The 15,748-nt window shown below is 74.3% G+C and carries 14 protein-coding genes and 2 pseudogenes; 6 read left to right on the forward strand and 10 right to left on the reverse strand.

Annotated features, from left to right (window positions below):
- Positions 1-42: 42 nt before the first annotated feature.
- A complete protein-coding gene (locus AB0C96_RS13895) occupies positions 43-660 on the reverse strand; it encodes an isochorismatase family protein (RefSeq protein WP_362917100.1) in 618 nt (205 codons plus the stop codon).
- A gap of 405 nt (positions 661-1,065) precedes the next feature.
- Between AB0C96_RS13895 and AB0C96_RS13900 the strand changes: the two genes are divergently transcribed.
- Positions 1,066-2,259: a serine hydrolase domain-containing protein gene (locus AB0C96_RS13900; RefSeq protein ID WP_362916972.1), complete on the forward strand. Its 1,194-nt coding sequence runs from the start codon at positions 1,066-1,068 to the stop codon at positions 2,257-2,259.
- A 33-nt stretch (positions 2,260-2,292) separates the two neighbouring features.
- Here the strand turns inward: AB0C96_RS13900 and AB0C96_RS13905 are convergent, their stop codons facing one another.
- Positions 2,293-2,829, reverse strand: coding sequence for a MarR family transcriptional regulator (locus tag AB0C96_RS13905; protein ID WP_362916974.1), 537 nt, complete (start codon positions 2,827-2,829; stop codon positions 2,293-2,295).
- Between the two features lie 175 nt (positions 2,830-3,004).
- On the opposite strand from AB0C96_RS13905, the gene AB0C96_RS13910 reads away from it, so the two are divergent.
- A complete protein-coding gene (locus AB0C96_RS13910) occupies positions 3,005-3,274 on the forward strand; it encodes a hypothetical protein (RefSeq protein WP_362917101.1) in 270 nt (89 codons plus the stop codon).
- Positions 3,275-3,281: 7 nt separating this feature from the next.
- On the opposite strand, the gene AB0C96_RS13915 is transcribed toward AB0C96_RS13910, so the two are convergent.
- Positions 3,282-4,673, reverse strand: coding sequence for a hypothetical protein (locus tag AB0C96_RS13915; protein WP_362916976.1), 1,392 nt, complete (start codon positions 4,671-4,673; stop codon positions 3,282-3,284).
- Positions 4,674-4,830: 157 nt separating this feature from the next.
- Here AB0C96_RS13915 and AB0C96_RS13920 point away from each other — a divergent pair, with 157 nt between their 5' ends.
- Together AB0C96_RS13920 and AB0C96_RS13925 are read left to right on the forward strand one after the other, a co-directional pair.
- Positions 4,831-6,162 (forward strand): molybdopterin-dependent oxidoreductase, encoded by a 1,332-nt coding sequence (locus tag AB0C96_RS13920; RefSeq protein ID WP_362916978.1) that lies wholly within the window; start codon positions 4,831-4,833, stop codon positions 6,160-6,162.
- Between the two features lie 44 nt (positions 6,163-6,206).
- Positions 6,207-6,734 (forward strand): hypothetical protein, encoded by a 528-nt coding sequence (locus tag AB0C96_RS13925; protein WP_362917102.1) that lies wholly within the window; start codon positions 6,207-6,209, stop codon positions 6,732-6,734.
- Here AB0C96_RS13925 and AB0C96_RS13930 read toward each other — a convergent pair.
- From AB0C96_RS13930 to AB0C96_RS13945, 4 genes and pseudogenes are all read right to left on the reverse strand, one after another.
- Positions 6,653-7,471: a class I SAM-dependent methyltransferase gene (locus AB0C96_RS13930; RefSeq protein WP_362916980.1), complete on the reverse strand. Its 819-nt coding sequence runs from the start codon at positions 7,469-7,471 to the stop codon at positions 6,653-6,655. The two genes, AB0C96_RS13925 and AB0C96_RS13930, sit on opposite strands and share 82 nt — an antisense overlap.
- Before the next feature lie 8 nt (positions 7,472-7,479).
- The gene (locus tag AB0C96_RS13935; protein ID WP_362916982.1) at positions 7,480-8,223 is read right to left on the reverse strand and encodes a DUF2064 domain-containing protein; all 744 of its coding nucleotides are present in this window, start codon (positions 8,221-8,223) and stop codon (positions 7,480-7,482) included.
- Positions 8,220-9,107: a glycosyltransferase family 2 protein gene (locus tag AB0C96_RS13940; RefSeq protein WP_362917104.1), complete on the reverse strand. Its 888-nt coding sequence runs from the start codon at positions 9,105-9,107 to the stop codon at positions 8,220-8,222. The genes AB0C96_RS13935 and AB0C96_RS13940 overlap by 4 nt, the downstream gene beginning before the upstream one ends.
- Positions 9,093-10,121: pseudogene (locus tag AB0C96_RS13945) on the reverse strand (NAD-dependent epimerase/dehydratase family protein); the annotation flags it as partial. The pseudogene AB0C96_RS13945 and the gene AB0C96_RS13940, both read right to left, overlap by 15 nt.
- 332 nt (positions 10,122-10,453) lie before the next feature.
- Here AB0C96_RS13945 and AB0C96_RS13950 point away from each other — a divergent pair.
- Complete coding sequence (locus AB0C96_RS13950; RefSeq protein WP_362917106.1) at positions 10,454-11,458, forward strand: PP2C family protein-serine/threonine phosphatase; 1,005 nt, start codon at positions 10,454-10,456, stop codon at positions 11,456-11,458.
- 112 nt (positions 11,459-11,570) lie between these two features.
- Here the strand turns inward: AB0C96_RS13950 and AB0C96_RS13955 are convergent.
- Together AB0C96_RS13955 and AB0C96_RS13960 are read right to left on the reverse strand one after the other, a co-directional pair.
- Positions 11,571-11,935, reverse strand: a pseudogene (locus tag AB0C96_RS13955) (protocatechuate 3,4-dioxygenase subunit alpha); the annotation flags it as partial.
- Positions 11,936-12,308: 373 nt separating this feature from the next.
- Positions 12,309-13,253, reverse strand: a complete 945-nt coding sequence (locus tag AB0C96_RS13960) for a YihY/virulence factor BrkB family protein (RefSeq protein ID WP_362916984.1) — start codon at positions 13,251-13,253, stop codon at positions 12,309-12,311.
- Between the two features lie 18 nt (positions 13,254-13,271).
- Between AB0C96_RS13960 and AB0C96_RS13965 the strand changes: the two genes are divergently transcribed.
- Positions 13,272-14,915 (forward strand): acyl-CoA dehydrogenase family protein, encoded by a 1,644-nt coding sequence (locus AB0C96_RS13965; protein ID WP_362916986.1) that lies wholly within the window; start codon positions 13,272-13,274, stop codon positions 14,913-14,915.
- Between the two features lie 195 nt (positions 14,916-15,110).
- Here the strand turns inward: AB0C96_RS13965 and AB0C96_RS13970 are convergent, their stop codons facing one another.
- A complete protein-coding gene (locus AB0C96_RS13970) occupies positions 15,111-15,527 on the reverse strand; it encodes a hypothetical protein (protein WP_362916988.1) in 417 nt (138 codons plus the stop codon).
- Positions 15,528-15,748 lie beyond the last annotated feature (221 nt).

Below are 15,748 nucleotides of genomic sequence, written 5' to 3' on the forward strand. Positions count from 1 at the left end.
CGGATCGCGGTAGAAGGCCTCCAGCCGGCCGGCGTTGATTCATCAGTCGGGGTGGGACGCGGCGACGGCGAAGGTGACATCGGCGGCGCGGGCGATGACCTCGACCTCGTCGCCCAGCGCCCACTCGGCGGCGCGGGAGGACATCGCGGCCGGGACGGCCTCGCTGATGCCGGGGGCCGCGGGGATGTCGTAGGTGGCGTGGGCGTCGTGCGGCAGGACCACGCGGAAGCCGCGGGCCAGCGCGGTACGGGCGGTGGCCGCGACGCACATCTCGGAGAGCACCCCGCAGAGGGCCAGCGCCTCGACGTCGGCATCGGCGAGCAGAGCCGCCAGCGGGGTGCCCTCGAAGCCGTCGTCCTCCGCCTTGCGGACCACGACCTCGCGGGGTCCGGGCTCGACGGGCAGATGGAGCGCCCAGCCGGGGGTGTGCGGCTCGTCGACGGTTCCGGGCTCACCGTCGTTCTGGAGGTGGACGATCAGGGCGCCGGCGACGCGGGCCCGGGCGAGCAGGTCGCGGCTCCGGTCGATCACCCGCGCGGCGTCCGGCACCGCTTCGCGACCGGTGACGAAGGCCGTCTGGAGGTCGACGAGGAGGAGCGCCTCGACGGGTGCGGGCCCCCGGCCCTCGGCGGCGGCACCGGTGCCGGTCTCGGTAGTCACGTCGGTCACGGCCGTCGTCCCGACCACGGCGGTCGCGTCGGTCACGGCCGTCGTCTCGGTCACGGCCGTCGCCCCTGTCACGGCCGTCGTCTCGGTCGCAGGCGTCGTGGCAGTCACGGTCGTCGTGGTGGTCGTCGTGGTCACGGTGTCCATGGTGCGGGCGCGGTCGGGCGTTGATCGCCGAGAGGTGGCGGATTCCGGCCAAGGGAGCTTCGGGCGAGGCCGTACGGGAGCGCCGCAGGAAGGCCGTACCGGCGTGCCGCGGGCACGGGTCCCGACACGCGCCGCTGAGCCGTCCGGACCCATACGGTTGCCATGGGCATCGATCTGACCGGATCATCGGATACCAAATGCACACGAACAGACGCATGGGATGACCTCAGGGAAGACGCGAGGAGAGCCACCGTGGGACCAACCACCGTCAACGGCCACTGCGCACCGGGTTTCGCCGGCGTACAGGAGGCGTTCGAGCGGAACTTCCACGAGCACGGCGACGTCGGCGCGGCCGTCACGGTCACCCTGGACGGCGAGGTGGTCGTCGACCTGTGGGGCGGCCACGCGGACGCGGCACGGACCCGCGCCTGGGAGCGCGACACCCTCGTCAACGTCTACTCGACGTCCAAGGGCATGACCGCGCTGTGCGCCCATCTACTGGTGGACCGGGGCGAGTTGGACCTCGATGCGCCGGTCGCCCGCTACTGGCCGGAGTTCGCCCAGGCCGGCAAGGAGGGCTTACCGGTGCGCTGGCTGCTCAGCCACCGCGCCGGCCTGATCGCACCCCGTGAGCCGCTGCCCGTCGACTACGCCTACGACTGGGACCGGGTGTGCGCCACCCTGGCGGCCACCGAGCCGTGGTGGGAACCGGGCACCGCGCAGGGCTACCACGCGGTGACCTTCGGCTACCTCATCGGCGAGGTCGTGCGCCGGATCACCGGGCAGTCCCTGGGGGCGTTCCTGCGCAGCGAGATCACCGGGCCGCTGGGCGCACGGGTGTTCATCGGCACCCCCGTCGAGGAGCACGCCTCCTGCGCCGACATGGTCGGGCAGCTGGACGAGGCCCGGATCAGCGAGCAGTTCCCGGGCGCGCCGATGCCCCCGTTCCGGTCGCTGGCCGACCATCCGATGGCGATCGTGATGCTGGCGCTGACGTCCATCCCCACCGGCGACGTGAACAGCGCCGCCTACCGCTCGGCCGAGATCCCGGCGGGCAATGCGCACGCCTCCGCGCACGGCCTGGCGACGGTCTACGGGGCGCTGGTGACCGGCAAGCTCGTCGGCCCGGGCACGCTGGAGGCGATGCGCCGGTCACAGAGCCGGCCCGGCGAACGGGACCTGACCATCGACGCGCTCATCCCGGCGGGCCACGAACACCGCTGGGGCCTGGGCTACATGCTCAACCACCAGGGCCTGGTGGGCCCCAACCCGCGGGCCTTCGGGCACGGCGGCGCCGGCGGCTCGTACGCCTTCGCGGACCCGGAGAACCGGCTGTCGTACGCGTACGCCATGAACAAGTACGGCGGTGGCACCTCCGGCGAAGACCCGCGCAACGGCGGCCTGGTCACCGCGGTGTACCGGTCGTTGGCGCAGAGCGCGGGCTGACCGCGCCGGCCGCGGCCACCCTGCCGGGTCCCGCTACGGGGCGGCCGACTCCGGCGGGGGTGCCGGTCTCGGCGCGACCGGCGGCTCACCCGCGGCGTCGGTGAGCGCTCGGAGCGAGCGGAGCAGCCCGGCGCGCTCCTCGACCGGCAGCTGGGCCACGATCGCGGAGATCTCCGCGTGCCGGTGGGCGAGCACCCGCTCGACGAGGTTCCGGCCCTCGTCCGTCAGGCTGAGCACGACCTCCCGGCGGTTCCCGGGGTTGGCCTGCCGGGCGACGCTGCCGGCCGCCTCCAGCCGGTCCACCATCCGCATCGCGGTGGACGGATTGACGCCGAGCGCGCCGGCCAGGGCGGCGAGCTTGACCGGGCCCTGACCCTCCAGCACCACCAGGGCGCGCAGCTGGGGCAGGGTGAGCGAGGGTGCCGTCCGGGCGAGCGCGCGGGCCGAGATGCCGACCAGCAGCCGGGAGGCGGTCAGCACCGCGGCGATGACCTCCTCGACGTCGTGGTCGAGATCCTCGCCGGCAGTGGCCGCGCCGGCCGGCCGCGGTGCGCGCGCGTCATGCCCCATGGCTGCCTTTATACCCGGTACCGGCATCGTGCCTGGTGGCGGCCGTGATCGGCGGCTGCCGGCGGCCGGGAAATCCACTCCGGCGAATGCCGTTGCAGGGCGCAATAATGGGAGGTGCGGCATGCATCCGGCCCCGGAGCGAGCACGACGGGACCGGGGAGAGGGCGTGGTGACCATGGAACGGGACAGCGAGACGGTTCACGAGGCGTATGCGTTCGTCTGTCTGCACTGCGGACACGGCTGGGAAGAGGAGTACGAGATCCGGCACACCACGGATCTCGCCGGCCACCGTCGGGCCGACTACTTCGCCCGCGGCGTTCGGGTCTCCTCCCCGCTGACCCGCAGCGGCTGCCCGTCCTGCTACCTCGGACCGATCCGGATCCTGCGCCCCGGCCGGGTGAACACGGCCCGGACGTACCACACCCACACCCTGAACCTTCCCTGATGCCTCGTCACCATCCGGTGTAGAGAAGGTGGTTGAGCAGGAGAGCCAGTGTCGCCTGGGCGATGAGCCAGTGCCGGCGCCGGGACGCGGGCAGCAGGGCGCAGGCCGCCGGGAGCCAGCAGGCGAAGGGGAGCCAGATCCGCTCGGTCTCCGCCTTGCTCATTCCGGAGAGGTCGGCGGCCAACACGGCGAGCAGCACGGCCGACAGCAGGACGGCGAGCCGCACGGAGGGGCTGCGCAGGGGTTCCGCGGAGGGACGCAGCCGGCGCAGCGCGCCGGGGGCCACGGCGAGGGTGCGGCGCAGGCCGGCGACCGTGGCCAGGCCGGTGATCAGGACGGCGCAGGCGAGGTTGCCCCAGACCCAGTAGGCGTACGGGCGGACCGCCGCGGCGCCCTGGTAGTAGCGCTCGACCAGCAGCCGGTACCCCTCCCACCAGGAGAAACCGGCGAGGGTGAAGGCCGCCGCGACGGCCAGCACACCCACCACGACCAGGGGCAGCGGTCGCACGGACCGCGCCAGCCACAGCACCGCCGCCGCGATCAACGCGATGAGCGTGAGCCCGTAGGAGAGGTAGCAGGTCAGGCCGAGGAGGAGCCCGGAGGCCAGCGCGGCGGCCGCGCCGCGGGCTCCCAGCGGTCGTCCGGGGGTGGTACTGCGGGTGGCCGCGAGGGCCAGCAGCGCCAGCGACCAGGCGGCGACGCCGGCGAAGTAGCCGTCCGCGGAGGTGCCGACCCAGACCGCGGCCGGGACCAGCACCAGGAAGGGGGCGGCCCGGCGGGCGGTGTGCTCGTCGACGAGGGCGCGCAGCGCGATCAGGACCGCGGCCACCGCGGAGGTGCCGACGGTGATGCACCACGCGCCGGCCCAGGCGCCGCCGCCCAGGCCGATGCGGTCCAGGCCGACGAAGGTGAGCACGGCGGCCGGCGGGTGCCCGGCGACATGGGCGGGCCAGTGGTCCGGTCCGTTGTTGAGGATGTGGTGGGTGAAGCCGCGTAGCGCCGGCCCCAGTTCGTCGAAGCGGTGGATGACGGTCAGGTACTCGTACTCGGTGGTGAGGCGGCGGGCGACGCCGGTCTGCCAGCCGTCGATCAGGGCCAGCGACCACGTCCAGGCCATGGCCGCCGCCCAGGAGGCGGGGACCAGGGCGCGCCAGGGCAGTCGGGCCGCGAGCGGCGGTCCGTAGGCGATCACCAGGACGGCGACCGCGAGTGCGGCGGGGGTGCCGGGCCCCAGGTGCGGGAACCACGAGGCGTACAGCGGTGGCCAGTTGACGTGCAGGCTGCCGTTGGCGCGCTCGATGACGGTGCCGACGACGGCGGCGAGCACGACGAGGAGGGCGCCGGCCGCGGCGGCCAGCAGATCGGCGCGGCGCGCGGCGCGTCCGTCGCCGGTCGCCACGGGGCGTGGTGCACAGGTCGCTCGGGAGGTCGGTCGCGGGGTCACACCGGCACGTTAGGCCGAGTGCGGCGCGGGCGGTGCCGCCGATCCGCTGACGTCAGAGTTTCGTCATGGGTCGTAGCCCCTCGGCGCACCGGCCACGGCATACCGTCGCGGCATGGGTGCAGACCACCTCACTCCCCCGCCTCCCCCACCTCCTCCGCCCGCTTCCTCCTCTTCCTCCTCTTCGTCCTCTCCTCCGCCTTCGGGCCCGCCGGCTTCGCCGTTCGATCCGTCGTTCTGGCGCAGTTCGCTGCGCGGCCCCCGGCTGACCGCGGTGCTCGGCGTCGTCCTGCTGGCCGGGATCACCCTGCTGTTCGTCACCGGCCTGCTGTCGTACGCCGCCTACAACCCGAACCTGGCCGGTGGCGTCAACGACAAGACGCCCGGCAAGGGACTGCTCGGCTTCTACCTCTTCAGCTGGCCGACCGACCCGCACTGGCTCTACCGGCTCACCCAGGGGCTGCACGTCACCGTCGGCATCGCGCTGGTGCCGGTGCTGCTGGCGAAGCTGTGGTCGGTGATCCCGAAGCTGTTCACGATGCCGCCGGCCCGGTCGGCCGGGCATGCGCTGGAGCGGCTCTCGCTGCTGCTGCTGGTCGGCGGGGCGCTCTTCGAGTTCGTCACCGGCATCCTCAACATCCAGCTGGAGTACGTCTTCCCGGGGTCGTTCTATCCGCTGCACTTCTACGGCGCATGGGTGTTCATGGGCGCGTTCGGCGCCCATGTGGCACTGCGGATCCCACGGACCCTGCGGGCGCTGCGGGAGCGCACCGACCCCGCACCGGACGCCGACGACACCGAGCTGGTGGCCGCCCGCCCGGCCCCGCCGACCGTGTCCCGGCGGGGTGCGCTGGCCCTGGTCGGCGCCGGATCGCTGCTGCTGCTCGCGACCAGCGCCGGACAGAGCATCGGCGGGTGGTGGCGGCGTACCGCGCTGCTGGCGCCGCACGGTGCCCGCGATCCGGGCAGCGGGCCGAACGGCTTCCAGATCAACAAGACGGCCGCGGCGGTCGGGATCCGGACCCAGGACACCGGCGCCGACTGGCGGTTGACGATCGAGGGCGGCGGGCGGCGGGTGCGGCTCGACCGGGCCGCGCTGCTGCGACTGCCGCAGCACACCGCGGCGCTGCCGATCGCCTGTGTGGAGGGCTGGTCGACCGACGACCAGCAGTGGAGCGGGGTGCGGCTGCGGGACCTCGCCGCGCTGGTGGGGCTCGGCGCGCAGCCGCCGGACCTGCTGGTGGAGTCGCTCCAGCTGCACGGGGCGTTCCGCCGGGCCGCGCTGCGCGCCAATCAGGTCAGCGATCCGCGGTCGCTGCTCGCGCTGCGGGTGGGCGGTGCGGACCTGTCCGTCGATCACGGCTACCCGGCGCGGATCATCGTTCCGGCGGCGCCGGGGGTGCTCAACACCAAGTGGGTGTCGCGACTGACGTTCGGGGAGTGGTGAGGGTGCGTACGGGATGGCGCGAGCGGGCCGGCCGGGCCCGCCGGATGATGGTCCGTCACCATTGGTACGGAGAGGGCCCGTTACACCTTCTGCTGATGCTCGCCTCGTTCGCGCTCGCCGGCTATGCGGGGGTGCGGCTGCTGGCCGGTGGGCAGTGGCCGCTGGTGGTCGTCTGGTTCGTCGGGGCGGCGCTGCTGCACGATCTGGTGCTGCTTCCGCTGTACACGCTCGCCGACCGCGCGGTGGCCCGGTACACGGCCGGGACCGCCCACCACCGGGCCTGGACCCCGTACGTCCGGGTGCCGGCCGCGCTCTCCGGGTTGCTGCTGCTGGTGTGGTTCCCGCTGATCGCCGGCTCGGCGGGGAGCGGGGCCGCGGCGCACTACGAGGGCGCCACCGGGCTGCCGGGCGGGGTGTTCCTGAGCCGCTGGCTGCTGGTCACGGCCGGGCTGTTCGCGGTCTCCGCGCTGTGGCTGCTGTGCCGCGCGGTTCAGCCGCGAGGGGCCGGGAGGGATGGCGTGGGGCGCCGGCGCAGGGAGACGAAGCAGCGCTCCGCGCCGCCCGGCGACTGATCCACCGGGCCGGCGACGGTCCACTGTTCGGCGGGGCTGAAGCCGGTCGCGGCCGCGTACCGCAGCAGGGCGGGGGTGCCGACCCGGGCCCAGGGGAAGAGGTCGTCCGGTCGGGGGTGGCCCCCGTGGCGGAGCGGCGCGCCGGGGTGGCCGGAGAGCTGCCGGCCGGCCCGGCGTCCGGTGTCGAGCCGGACCTGGCACCGTTCGTCGATGTCCGTCGGGTCCGTCTCCACGATCAGCAGACCGGCCCGGTCGATCAGTTCGGCCGTCCGCACGAGCAGGGCGTGCGGGTCGCCGCCGATGCCGATGTTGCCGTCGAGGAGCAGTGCGGTGCCCCAACTGCCTTCGTTCGGAAGGGAGTCGAAGACCGAGCGGGGCAGCGCGGCGCCGCCGGCCGCCGTGGTGCGGGCGACCGCGGCGGGGCTGATGTCGATGCCGAGCGCCCGGCGGCCCTGTGCGGCGAGCGCGGCGACCAGCCGCCCGGGGCCGCAGCCGATGTCGAGGACGGTGCCCTCGCAGCGGCCCAGTGCGGAGCGGTCGGCGGCGTCCGCGCCGGCGCACCAGCGCTCGACCTCCAGCGGCAGCAGCCAGCCGTCGGTGCGGCGCAGGAACAGCGGGCCGCGACCGCGGCGGAGGGCCTCCGCGTAGGGGTCGGCGCCCCAGGTGGCGGTGGTCGTGGGCGGCACGGTGGAGCTCAAGGGGTCGGCGCCCCAGGTGGCGGTGGTCGTGGGCGGCACGGTGGAGCTCATCGGCCGGCGACCGGCCGCAGTCGGGCGAGGGTGGCAGCGAACCGTCCGCCGGGCGCGGCGGCCGCGACCCGTTCGGCGTCGTCCGCGGTGTCGACGTCGCGCAACGGCGGGAGGTCGCGCACCCGGAGGCCGGCGGCGGTGAGTCGGGCACGTTGGGCGGCGCCGGTGCGGGCGGTGGACATGGGGACGCCGCGCAGCAACCGGGCGTCGGGAACGGCCAGGCCGAGCGCCCAGAAGCCGCCGTCCTCGGCCGCGCCGAACCAGGCGTCGCAGTCGTCCCAGGCCCCGGGGGCCAGTGCCGGGGCGAGGAGTCGCGGGGTGACCTGAGGGGTGTCCATGCCGATCAGCAGCGTCGGTCCGGCGCTGTCCGCGAAGGCGGCGGCCAGCCGCTCGTCGAGACCGCCGGCGCACTGCGGCCGGACGTCGAAACCGGCCGGCAGCCAGCTCCCCGGCCGGCCGTCCAGCACCACGACCCGCCGCCGGGCGGGCATGGCGCGCACCGCCTGGAGGGTGTCGTGCAGCGCGGCCTCGGCCAACTGCGCCGCCTCGTCGGGGGTGTAGGGCGGGGTGAGGCGGGTCTTGACCCGGCCGGGCAGCGGCTCCTTGGCGATGACCAGCACCGCCGTCGGCCCGGGTGACCGGGGGTCCACCGCGTGTCGGGTGCGCGTCGGTCGCCGTGGGGCCGCGCCCGGCGCGGGCTGCGCCGGACGCACCAAACGCGCCGCGGGCTGGTCGGTCATCGGGTCGTCTCCTGCGTAGATGTCGTCTCCTGCACAGAGGTCGTCTCCTGCACAGAGGTCGTCTCCCGCGTAGGGCTCGTCTCCTGCGTACGGGGCGCGAGCGGCGGCTGGTTGAGGACGGTGCGCATGTCGCGGACCGCCTGCCAGGTGCCGCGCCAGGTGCCGGTGACCTTCGAGCGGCCGGTGCGGGGCCGGTAGGGCACCTCGCGTTCCGCGACGCGCCAGCCGGCGTCCGCGGCCCGGACGACCATCTCCAGGGGGTAGCCGCTGCGGCGGTCGGTGAGTCCGAGTCCGAGCAGCGCGGAGCGCCGGGCGGCGCGCAGCGGTCCCAGGTCGTGCAGCCGCAGTCCGGTGCGCCGGCGCAGCATCCGGGCCAGCGCGAGGTTGCCGAGGCGGGCGTGCGGCGGCCAGGCGCCGCGTTCCTGGGGGCGCCGGCGGCCGAGCACCAGATCGCTCTCGCCGTCGCGGACCGCGCGGACGAACGGGGCGAGCAGCGCCGGGTCGAGGGAGGCGTCGCAGTCGCAGAAGCAGACGATGTCCGCCTCGGCGGCGAGCAGTCCGGCGTGGCAGGCGGCACCGAAGCCGCGGCGCGATTCGTGGACGACGGTGGCGCCGAGGTCGCGGGCGATGCGGGCCGAGCCGTCGGTGGAGCCGTTGTCCACGACGATCGCCCGCCAGCCGTCCGGGATGCGCGCCAGCACCCAGGGCAGCGCGGCGGCCTCGTCCAGACACGGCAGCACGACGTCCACCGGAGCGGGGCCGGCGGCACCGGGCGGAGCGGCCGATCCGCCGACCCGAACGGCCGCGCCGGCCGGGCCTCCCGGGCCTGCCGGGCCTGCCGGGCCTGCCGGGGCCCGCATCCCCTCCCGTGCGAACTCCGCCATTCCCGCCGCGAATCCGGTCTCCGCCCGCCAGCCGAGGTCCTCCGCGATCCGCCGCGACGAGGCTGTGATGTGCCGGACGTCGCCCAGCCGGTACTCCCCCGTCACCACCGGCGCCGGCCCGCCGTACGCGTCGGCCAGGGCGTGCGCCATCTCGCCGACGGTGTGCGGCTCCCCGCTGCCCGTGTTGTACGCGGTCAGGGTGCCGGCCATGCGGTCCGGCAGGGACTCGAGGGCCACCGCGTTGGCCGCCGCGACGTCCCGGACGTGGATGAAGTCCCGCCGCTGGCCCCCGTCCTCGTAGACGGTCGGCGCCTCGCCGCGGGCCAGCGCCGAGCGGAAGAACGAGGCCACTCCGGCGTACGGGGTGTCGCGCGGCATGCCGGGCCCGTAGACGTTGTGGTAGCGCAGCGCGACGGCCCGGCCGCCGGTCGCCCGTGCCCAGGAGGCGGCCAGGTGTTCCTGGGCGAGCTTGGTGGCCGCGTACACATTGCGCGGGTCGGTGGGCGCGTCCTCGTCGACCAGTCCCGGCCGCAGCTCCGCACCGCACCGCGGGCAGCGCGGCTCGAAGCGCCCGGCGTCCAGCTCGGCGACGGCCCGCGGACCGGGCCGCACCGCACCGTGGTCGGGGCAGGTGTAGTGCCCCTCCCCGTAGACCACCATCGACCCCGCTAGCACCAGGTGACGCACCCCCGCCGCGGCCATCGCGGCCAACAGGACGGCCGTGCCCAGGTCGTTGCAGCCGATGTAGTCGGGCGCGTCCGCGAAGTCCTTGCCGAGGCCGACCATGGCAGCCTGATGGCAGACCGCGTCGACGCCCCGAAGCGCCGCGTCGACGGCCGACCGGTCCCGGACGTCCGCGACGATGCGCTGCTCCCCGGGGACGGGCGGCGGTGGGACGGGGTGCGCCGAGGGCAGCAGTGCGTCCAGCACCACGGGCTCGTGGCCGCGCGCGAGGAGCGCCGCGACGACCTGCGAACCGATGAATCCGGCACCGCCGGTGACCAATACACGCATGCCGGTCACGCTAGGCGCGGCAGCGCGTTTCGGCGCGCGCCACGACCGGCGCGTCATGGGTCCGTAAGATCCGGCGGCTCTGTGACCGCTTGATCACCGTGGCCACTGCGATTCGGTAACAGGCGCCGCCGAGGTATTTCGATACGGCATATGTTGCATATGCTCAGGTCAGGGGCTGGGGAGCCATTTTCGGACACTCCGACGGCCGACGGCTCCCGCTCACTGAAACATTCCCGATCGCTTCACTGACACCGTCGGAGAACACCTTGGCCGTGGAGAACGGGGAGCGGTACACCGACTCCCGTGTGCTGTCCGTGCTCCCCTACACGGTCATGGCCGTGGTCAGCGTCGTCGACCTCACCGCGGGGCCCGGCGTGGGCTTCCTGCCGCTGGTGTCCCTCGGGCCCGCGTTCGCGGGGCTGGTCGGCGGCTGGCGGCGTACCGCGCTGGTCGGGCTGACGGCGTTCGTCCTCTGCCTCGGTCTGGGGCTCTACAACGGCCTGTTCGAGAGCCGGCGCGGGCTGACCGCACTGCTGTCGGTGGCCGGAGTGACCGCGGCCGGTGTGGTCGCCGCGGTGATGCGGCAGCGCCGGGAGGCGGAGCTGGCCAGCGTCCGCTCGATCGCCGAGGTCGCCCAGCGCGTCCTGCTACGCCCGGTGCCGCGCAGCGCGGGCCCGCTGCGGATCGGCGTCTCGTACACCTCGGCGGTGGCCGAGGCCCGGATCGGCGGCGATCTGTACGAGGTGGTGACCTCGCCCGCCGGGGTGCGGATCATCGTCGGCGACGTCCAGGGCAAGGGGCTGGAGGCCGTGGAGAGCGCGGCGGTGGTGCTGGGCGCCTTCCGGGAGGCCGCGCACGACGAACCCGACCTGCCGGCCGTCGGCCTGCGCGTCGAACGGGCCCTGAACCGCCATCTGTCCGGCGAACGCTTCGTCACCGCGGTGCTCGCCGAGATCGGCGACGGACCCGACGCCACCCTCCTCAACTACGGCCATCCGTCGCCCCTGGTCGTCCGTCCCGACGGCGACGTCGCCTTCGCCGCGCCCCCCGACCGCGCCCTGCCGCTCGGCCTCACCCTCCACGGCTCGGACACCCCGGTCCCCTACCGGGTGCCGTTCACCCCCGGCGACCAACTCCTCTTCTACACCGACGGGGTCACCGAGGCGCGCGACGCGGCGGGCCGCTTCTACCCCCTCGACGAGCGCGCCGCCCTCCTGAAGGACCCCGATCCGGAGACCGCGCTCCGCTCGGTCCGCGAGGACGTGGTCGAGCACGCCGAGGGGCCGCTGAACGACGACGCCGCGATGCTGCTGGTCCGCTACCGGGGCGACCACTGAAGCGGACCCACTTCAGCGGCAGCCCGGTGCAGTTCTCCGCGCGTCCGGCCGCGACGTGCGGGGCGGCGGCGATCTCCGGTCAGGCGAAGGCGAGGAACACCGTCTCCTCGTGGCCGTGTGCGTGGACGCACACGGCCACGTACGGTGCGCGTCCGGGCGTCCGGCGGGTGCGGTGGCGGGCAGGGTGTGCAGGACGTAGCGGCCGTCGGCGTCGGTCGGGACGCGGCCGAAGCCGGTGAAGTCCACGCCGTTGCGGCCGATGACGGTGCCGGTGGCCGGGTCGCGGCGCAGCGACCCGGGGGCACCGGTGAGGCTCCCGTCCGGGCCGGCCTGCCAGAACTCCAACAGTGCGTCGGGCACCGGTGCGCCGGCTCCGTCCCGTACGCGGCCGTGCACGGTGATCGTGTCGGGGTGGCCGGCCGGCGCGATCCGCTCGCCGCCGGGGAACGGCAGGGCGATGCCGTAGAACGGGCCGATGGTCTGGGAGGGCGTCGGGGCGAGCGGTGCGGGCGCTGCGCTTGGCTTGGCTTCCCACGTTTTCGTCTGCGGCGCCGTGCTGGTTGCTCGCCGTTTGGCCTGGCGGCCGGCCGGTTGTTGGCTGTCCCGCCGTTGCGTCTGCGGCGGGCGGTGCCCGCTGCGCGGGGCTGTTCGCTGCGGGTGTGGGAGGGAAGAAGGCCGGTGGGGGCACGCACGAGTGGTCCCCTGCCGGCAGTCGACAGACGATGCCAGCCCCCACTGGCCTCTCACCACCCACTCACCGCACCCGACAACACCCCGCCCGCCGCAGGCGCAACGGCGAGAAGAAGCGCGGCGCCGCAGACAAAAACGTGGGAAGCCAAGCCAAGCGCAGCTACGCGTCTCGCTCCGCCCGCGCCGCCGCCGTCGCGACCGACGGCCAGACCCGGTCGAGGGAGGCGTTCATCGCGGCGCCGACCAGTACGGCGAACGCGGAGATCCCGATCCACAGCAGGACGGCGACCGGGGCGGCCAACGAGCCGTAGATGGTGGGGCCCTCGACCGTCGCGGTGAGGTAGAGCCGCAGCAGGAAGCTGCCGAGCACCCAGATGCCGAGGGCGACCACCGCGCCCGGGATGTCCTCCGGCCACGGCGAACGGACCGGTACCGACAGGTGGTAGAGGGTGGTGAGGAAGGCGACCGACAGCAGCAGCACGACCGGCCAGTACAGCGCCCGGATGATGTGCTCGCTGGCCGGCAGCAGGCTCACCACGGTGTCCGGTCCGGCCACCATCAGCGGCAGCGCGACGGCGCCGACGACCAGCGCGGCGAGGTACAGCACGAACGACAGCAGCCGGGTCTTGACGATGCCCCGGCGCCCGTCGAGGCCGTACATGATGGTGATGGTGTCGACGAAGACGTTCAGCGCCCGGGAGCCGGACCACAGGGCGATGGCGAAGCCGAGGGAGATGACGTCGGGGCGGCGGCCGGTGAAGACGTCGTTCAGCAGCGGGCGGGCGATCTGGTCGACGCCCTTGTCGGAGAGCACGGTGCCGGCGGCGGCGAGGATGTGCCGGCGGACGCCGGCGATGGTGTCGTGCCCGATCCACGCCTGGGTGTAGCCGAGCACCCCGAGGAGTCCGAGGATCAGCGGCGGCAGCGACAGCAGGCACCAGAACGCCGCCTCGGCGGCCAGTCCGGTGACCCGGTAGGTCATGCAGGAGTGGACGATGTCCTTGAGCAGCAGCCAGGCCAGCCGGCGCTTGGAGACATTGCGGTAGAGGGCGCGAGCCCTGGTCAGGCGGCCCGCCCGCTCGGTTGGTTCGTTTGCCGGCTTCACCTCCTTACCGTATCTGCCATGGCAGCCACCACTCATACCGTCATGAACCAGCCCCCGCCGCTGGTCGGCTACGACGTCTTCGCGAGCGACGCGGCCCTCACCGAGGGCGTCACCCGGTACGTCGCCGAGTCCCGCCTCGACGAGGTACGGCAGGAGCTGGGCCTGTTGGGACGGGCGGCCGGTTCGGCGCACGCGCAGCAGTGGGGCGAACAGGCCAACGCCCACCCGCCGGTGCTGCGCAGCCATGACCGCTACGGCCACCGCATCGACGAGGTGGAGTTCCACCCGGCCTGGCACCGGCTGCTCGGCCACGCCGTCTCGGCGGGCCTGACCGACGCCTGGTCCCGGCCGGACGGCCACCTCCGCCGGACCGCCGGCTTCCTGGTATGGACCCAGGCCGAGGCCGGGCACGGCTGTCCGCTGTCGATGACCCATGCGGCGGTGCCCGCACTGCGCGCCGAGCCGGAGCTGGCCGCCGTGTGGGAGCCGCTGCTGACCTCGCGGATCTACGACCGGGAACTGCGGCCGGCGGCGGAGAAGGGCGGCGCCCTGGCGGGCATGGCCATGACGGAGAAGCAGGGCGGCAGTGACGTCCGCGCCAACACGACCCGTGCCGAGCCGCTGGCCGCACCCGGCGAGTATGCGCTGACCGGGCACAAGTGGTTCTGTTCGGCGCCGATGTCGGACGCCTTCCTGGTGCTGGCCCAGGCTCCGGGAGGGCTCACCTGCTTCCTGCTGCCGAGGGTGCTGCCGGACGGCAGCCGCAACGCGTTCCGGATCGAACGGCTCAAGGACAAGCTCGGCAACCGCTCGAACGCCTCCGCGGAGGTCGAGTTCGACGGGCGGACCTGGGTGCGCCGGGTCGGCGAGGAGGGGCGCGGGGTGGCGACGATCATCGAGATGGTCGCGGCGACCCGGCTGGACTGCGTCACCGCCTCGGCCGCGGTGATGCGGCAGGCGGTGGCACAGGCGCTGCACCACACCGCGTACCGGGAGGCGTTCGGCGGCCGGCTGGTCGACAAGCCGCTGATGCGCAATGTGCTGGCCGATCTGGCGCTGGAGTCGGAGGCGGCGACCACGGTGGCGCTGCGGCTGGCGGCGGCGTACGACGGCGGCACCGAGCAGGACCGGCACTTCCTGCGGCTGGCGGTGCCGGCGGCCAAGTACTGGGTGACCAAGCGGTGCACGCCGGTGGTGGCCGAGGCGTTGGAGTGCCTGGGCGGCAACGGCTACGTCGAGGAGTCGGGGCTGCCACGGCTGCTGCGCGAGGCGCCGCTCAACTCGATCTGGGAGGGTGCCGGAAACGTCCAGGCGCTGGACGTGCTGCGGGCCCTGCGGCGCGAGCCGGAGGCGCTGAACGCCTTCCTGACCGAGATCGGTACCGCACGCGGCGCGGACCACCGGCTGGACCGGGCGATCAAGGGGATGCTCACCGAACTCGCCGACCTGGAGGGCATCGAGGCCCGGGCCCGCCGCCTGGTGGAGCGGATGGCGCTGGTGCTCCAGGGCGCACTGCTGGTGCGCCACGCCCCGCCCGCGGTGGCGGACGCGTTCTGCGCCTCCCGACTGGGCGGCGACGCCGGGGCGGCATTCGGGACGCTGCCGCACACCCTGGACCTGGCGGCGGTGGTGGCGCGGGCGCGCCCGGTGGTCGACGACTGACGGACCATCGACGGCTCCGGGGCCCCTCGACGTCCGTGGGGCGCCCCGGAGCGGCAGGACATCGGCGCGGCGGCGGTTCCCCGTCGCTCCGGGCCGTTCGCCTCGCGGAGGGACGGGGACAGGGGGTTACCGCCGCCGCGCCGGTCAGGGAGCGGTGCCGCGCCGACTCGGCGCCGTTCCCGGTCTGTGGGCCCGCTAGGGCTCCTGGGGCAGGTCGCCCATGGTGCGCTCCCGCAGGGCCGCGTCTATGGCCACGATGATCTCGCCGTCCGGTACGTCCGGTGGGAAGGCGACCAGCACCCCGCGCGCCTCGTAGTACCGCAGCACCCGGCTGGCCTCGTCCGTGCCGGTCCACTCCGTTCCGCACAGCGCCACGACGAGGTCGGCGAAGGCCAGTGCGGGCAGCAGTCCGCCCACCCCGGCCACCCGGTCGAGCAGTTGGGGGGTGCTGTCGATGACGTAGCCGTCGGCGGGGAGTGGTTGACGTTTGATCAGGACGTCGACCGCGGGCAGCCGGGGGACCCCGTAGTGGCCGGCCAGCCGGGCGGCACGCGTGATCCTTACCCCCTCGCTCGCTCCGATCACCACGACGCGCGGGGCAGCGGCCACCATGGTGAGCCCCCTCCCCCACACCGAACCGACGTCGCGCGCGGCGGCCGATGGGATCCCGGCGACATTCCCGCGGGTTCTCCGACGGGTGACCGGCGAACCTCGTGGTGGCGAGAAGCCATCGGCCGCTTGCCCCAGCGTCCCGGTTACGCGTCATAGGCCACAACGGTTGCAGTGCGTTGCAGTGGATCGCGGCGGATCTCGACAATGGCGCCTCCCGGGAG

The organism is Streptomyces sp. NPDC048506, from assembly GCF_040651315.1.
Taxonomy (GTDB): domain Bacteria; phylum Actinomycetota; class Actinomycetes; order Streptomycetales; family Streptomycetaceae; genus Streptomyces.

Bases quoted from the DNA above. Each gene is read 5' to 3' on its own strand.
- AB0C96_RS13970 (WP_362916988.1), bottom strand. From the start codon at position 15,527: ATGGTGGCCGCTGCCCCGCGCGTCGTGGTGATCGGAGCGAGCGAGGGG.
- AB0C96_RS13965 (WP_362916986.1), top strand. From the start codon at position 13,272: ATGGCAGCCACCACTCATACCGTCATGAACCAGCCCCCGCCGCTGGTC.
- AB0C96_RS13920 (WP_362916978.1), top strand. From the start codon at position 4,831: ATGGGTGCAGACCACCTCACTCCCCCGCCTCCCCCACCTCCTCCGCCC.
- AB0C96_RS13905 (WP_362916974.1), bottom strand. From the start codon at position 2,829: ATGGGGCATGACGCGCGCGCACCGCGGCCGGCCGGCGCGGCCACTGCC.
- AB0C96_RS13925 (WP_362917102.1), top strand. From the start codon at position 6,207: ATGATGGTCCGTCACCATTGGTACGGAGAGGGCCCGTTACACCTTCTG.
- AB0C96_RS13935 (WP_362916982.1), bottom strand. From the start codon at position 8,223: ATGACCGACCAGCCCGCGGCGCGTTTGGTGCGTCCGGCGCAGCCCGCG.
- AB0C96_RS13950 (WP_362917106.1), top strand. From the start codon at position 10,454: ATGGCCGTGGTCAGCGTCGTCGACCTCACCGCGGGGCCCGGCGTGGGC.
- AB0C96_RS13910 (WP_362917101.1), top strand. From the start codon at position 3,005: ATGGAACGGGACAGCGAGACGGTTCACGAGGCGTATGCGTTCGTCTGT.
- AB0C96_RS13940 (WP_362917104.1), bottom strand. From the start codon at position 9,107: ATGGCGGAGTTCGCACGGGAGGGGATGCGGGCCCCGGCAGGCCCGGCA.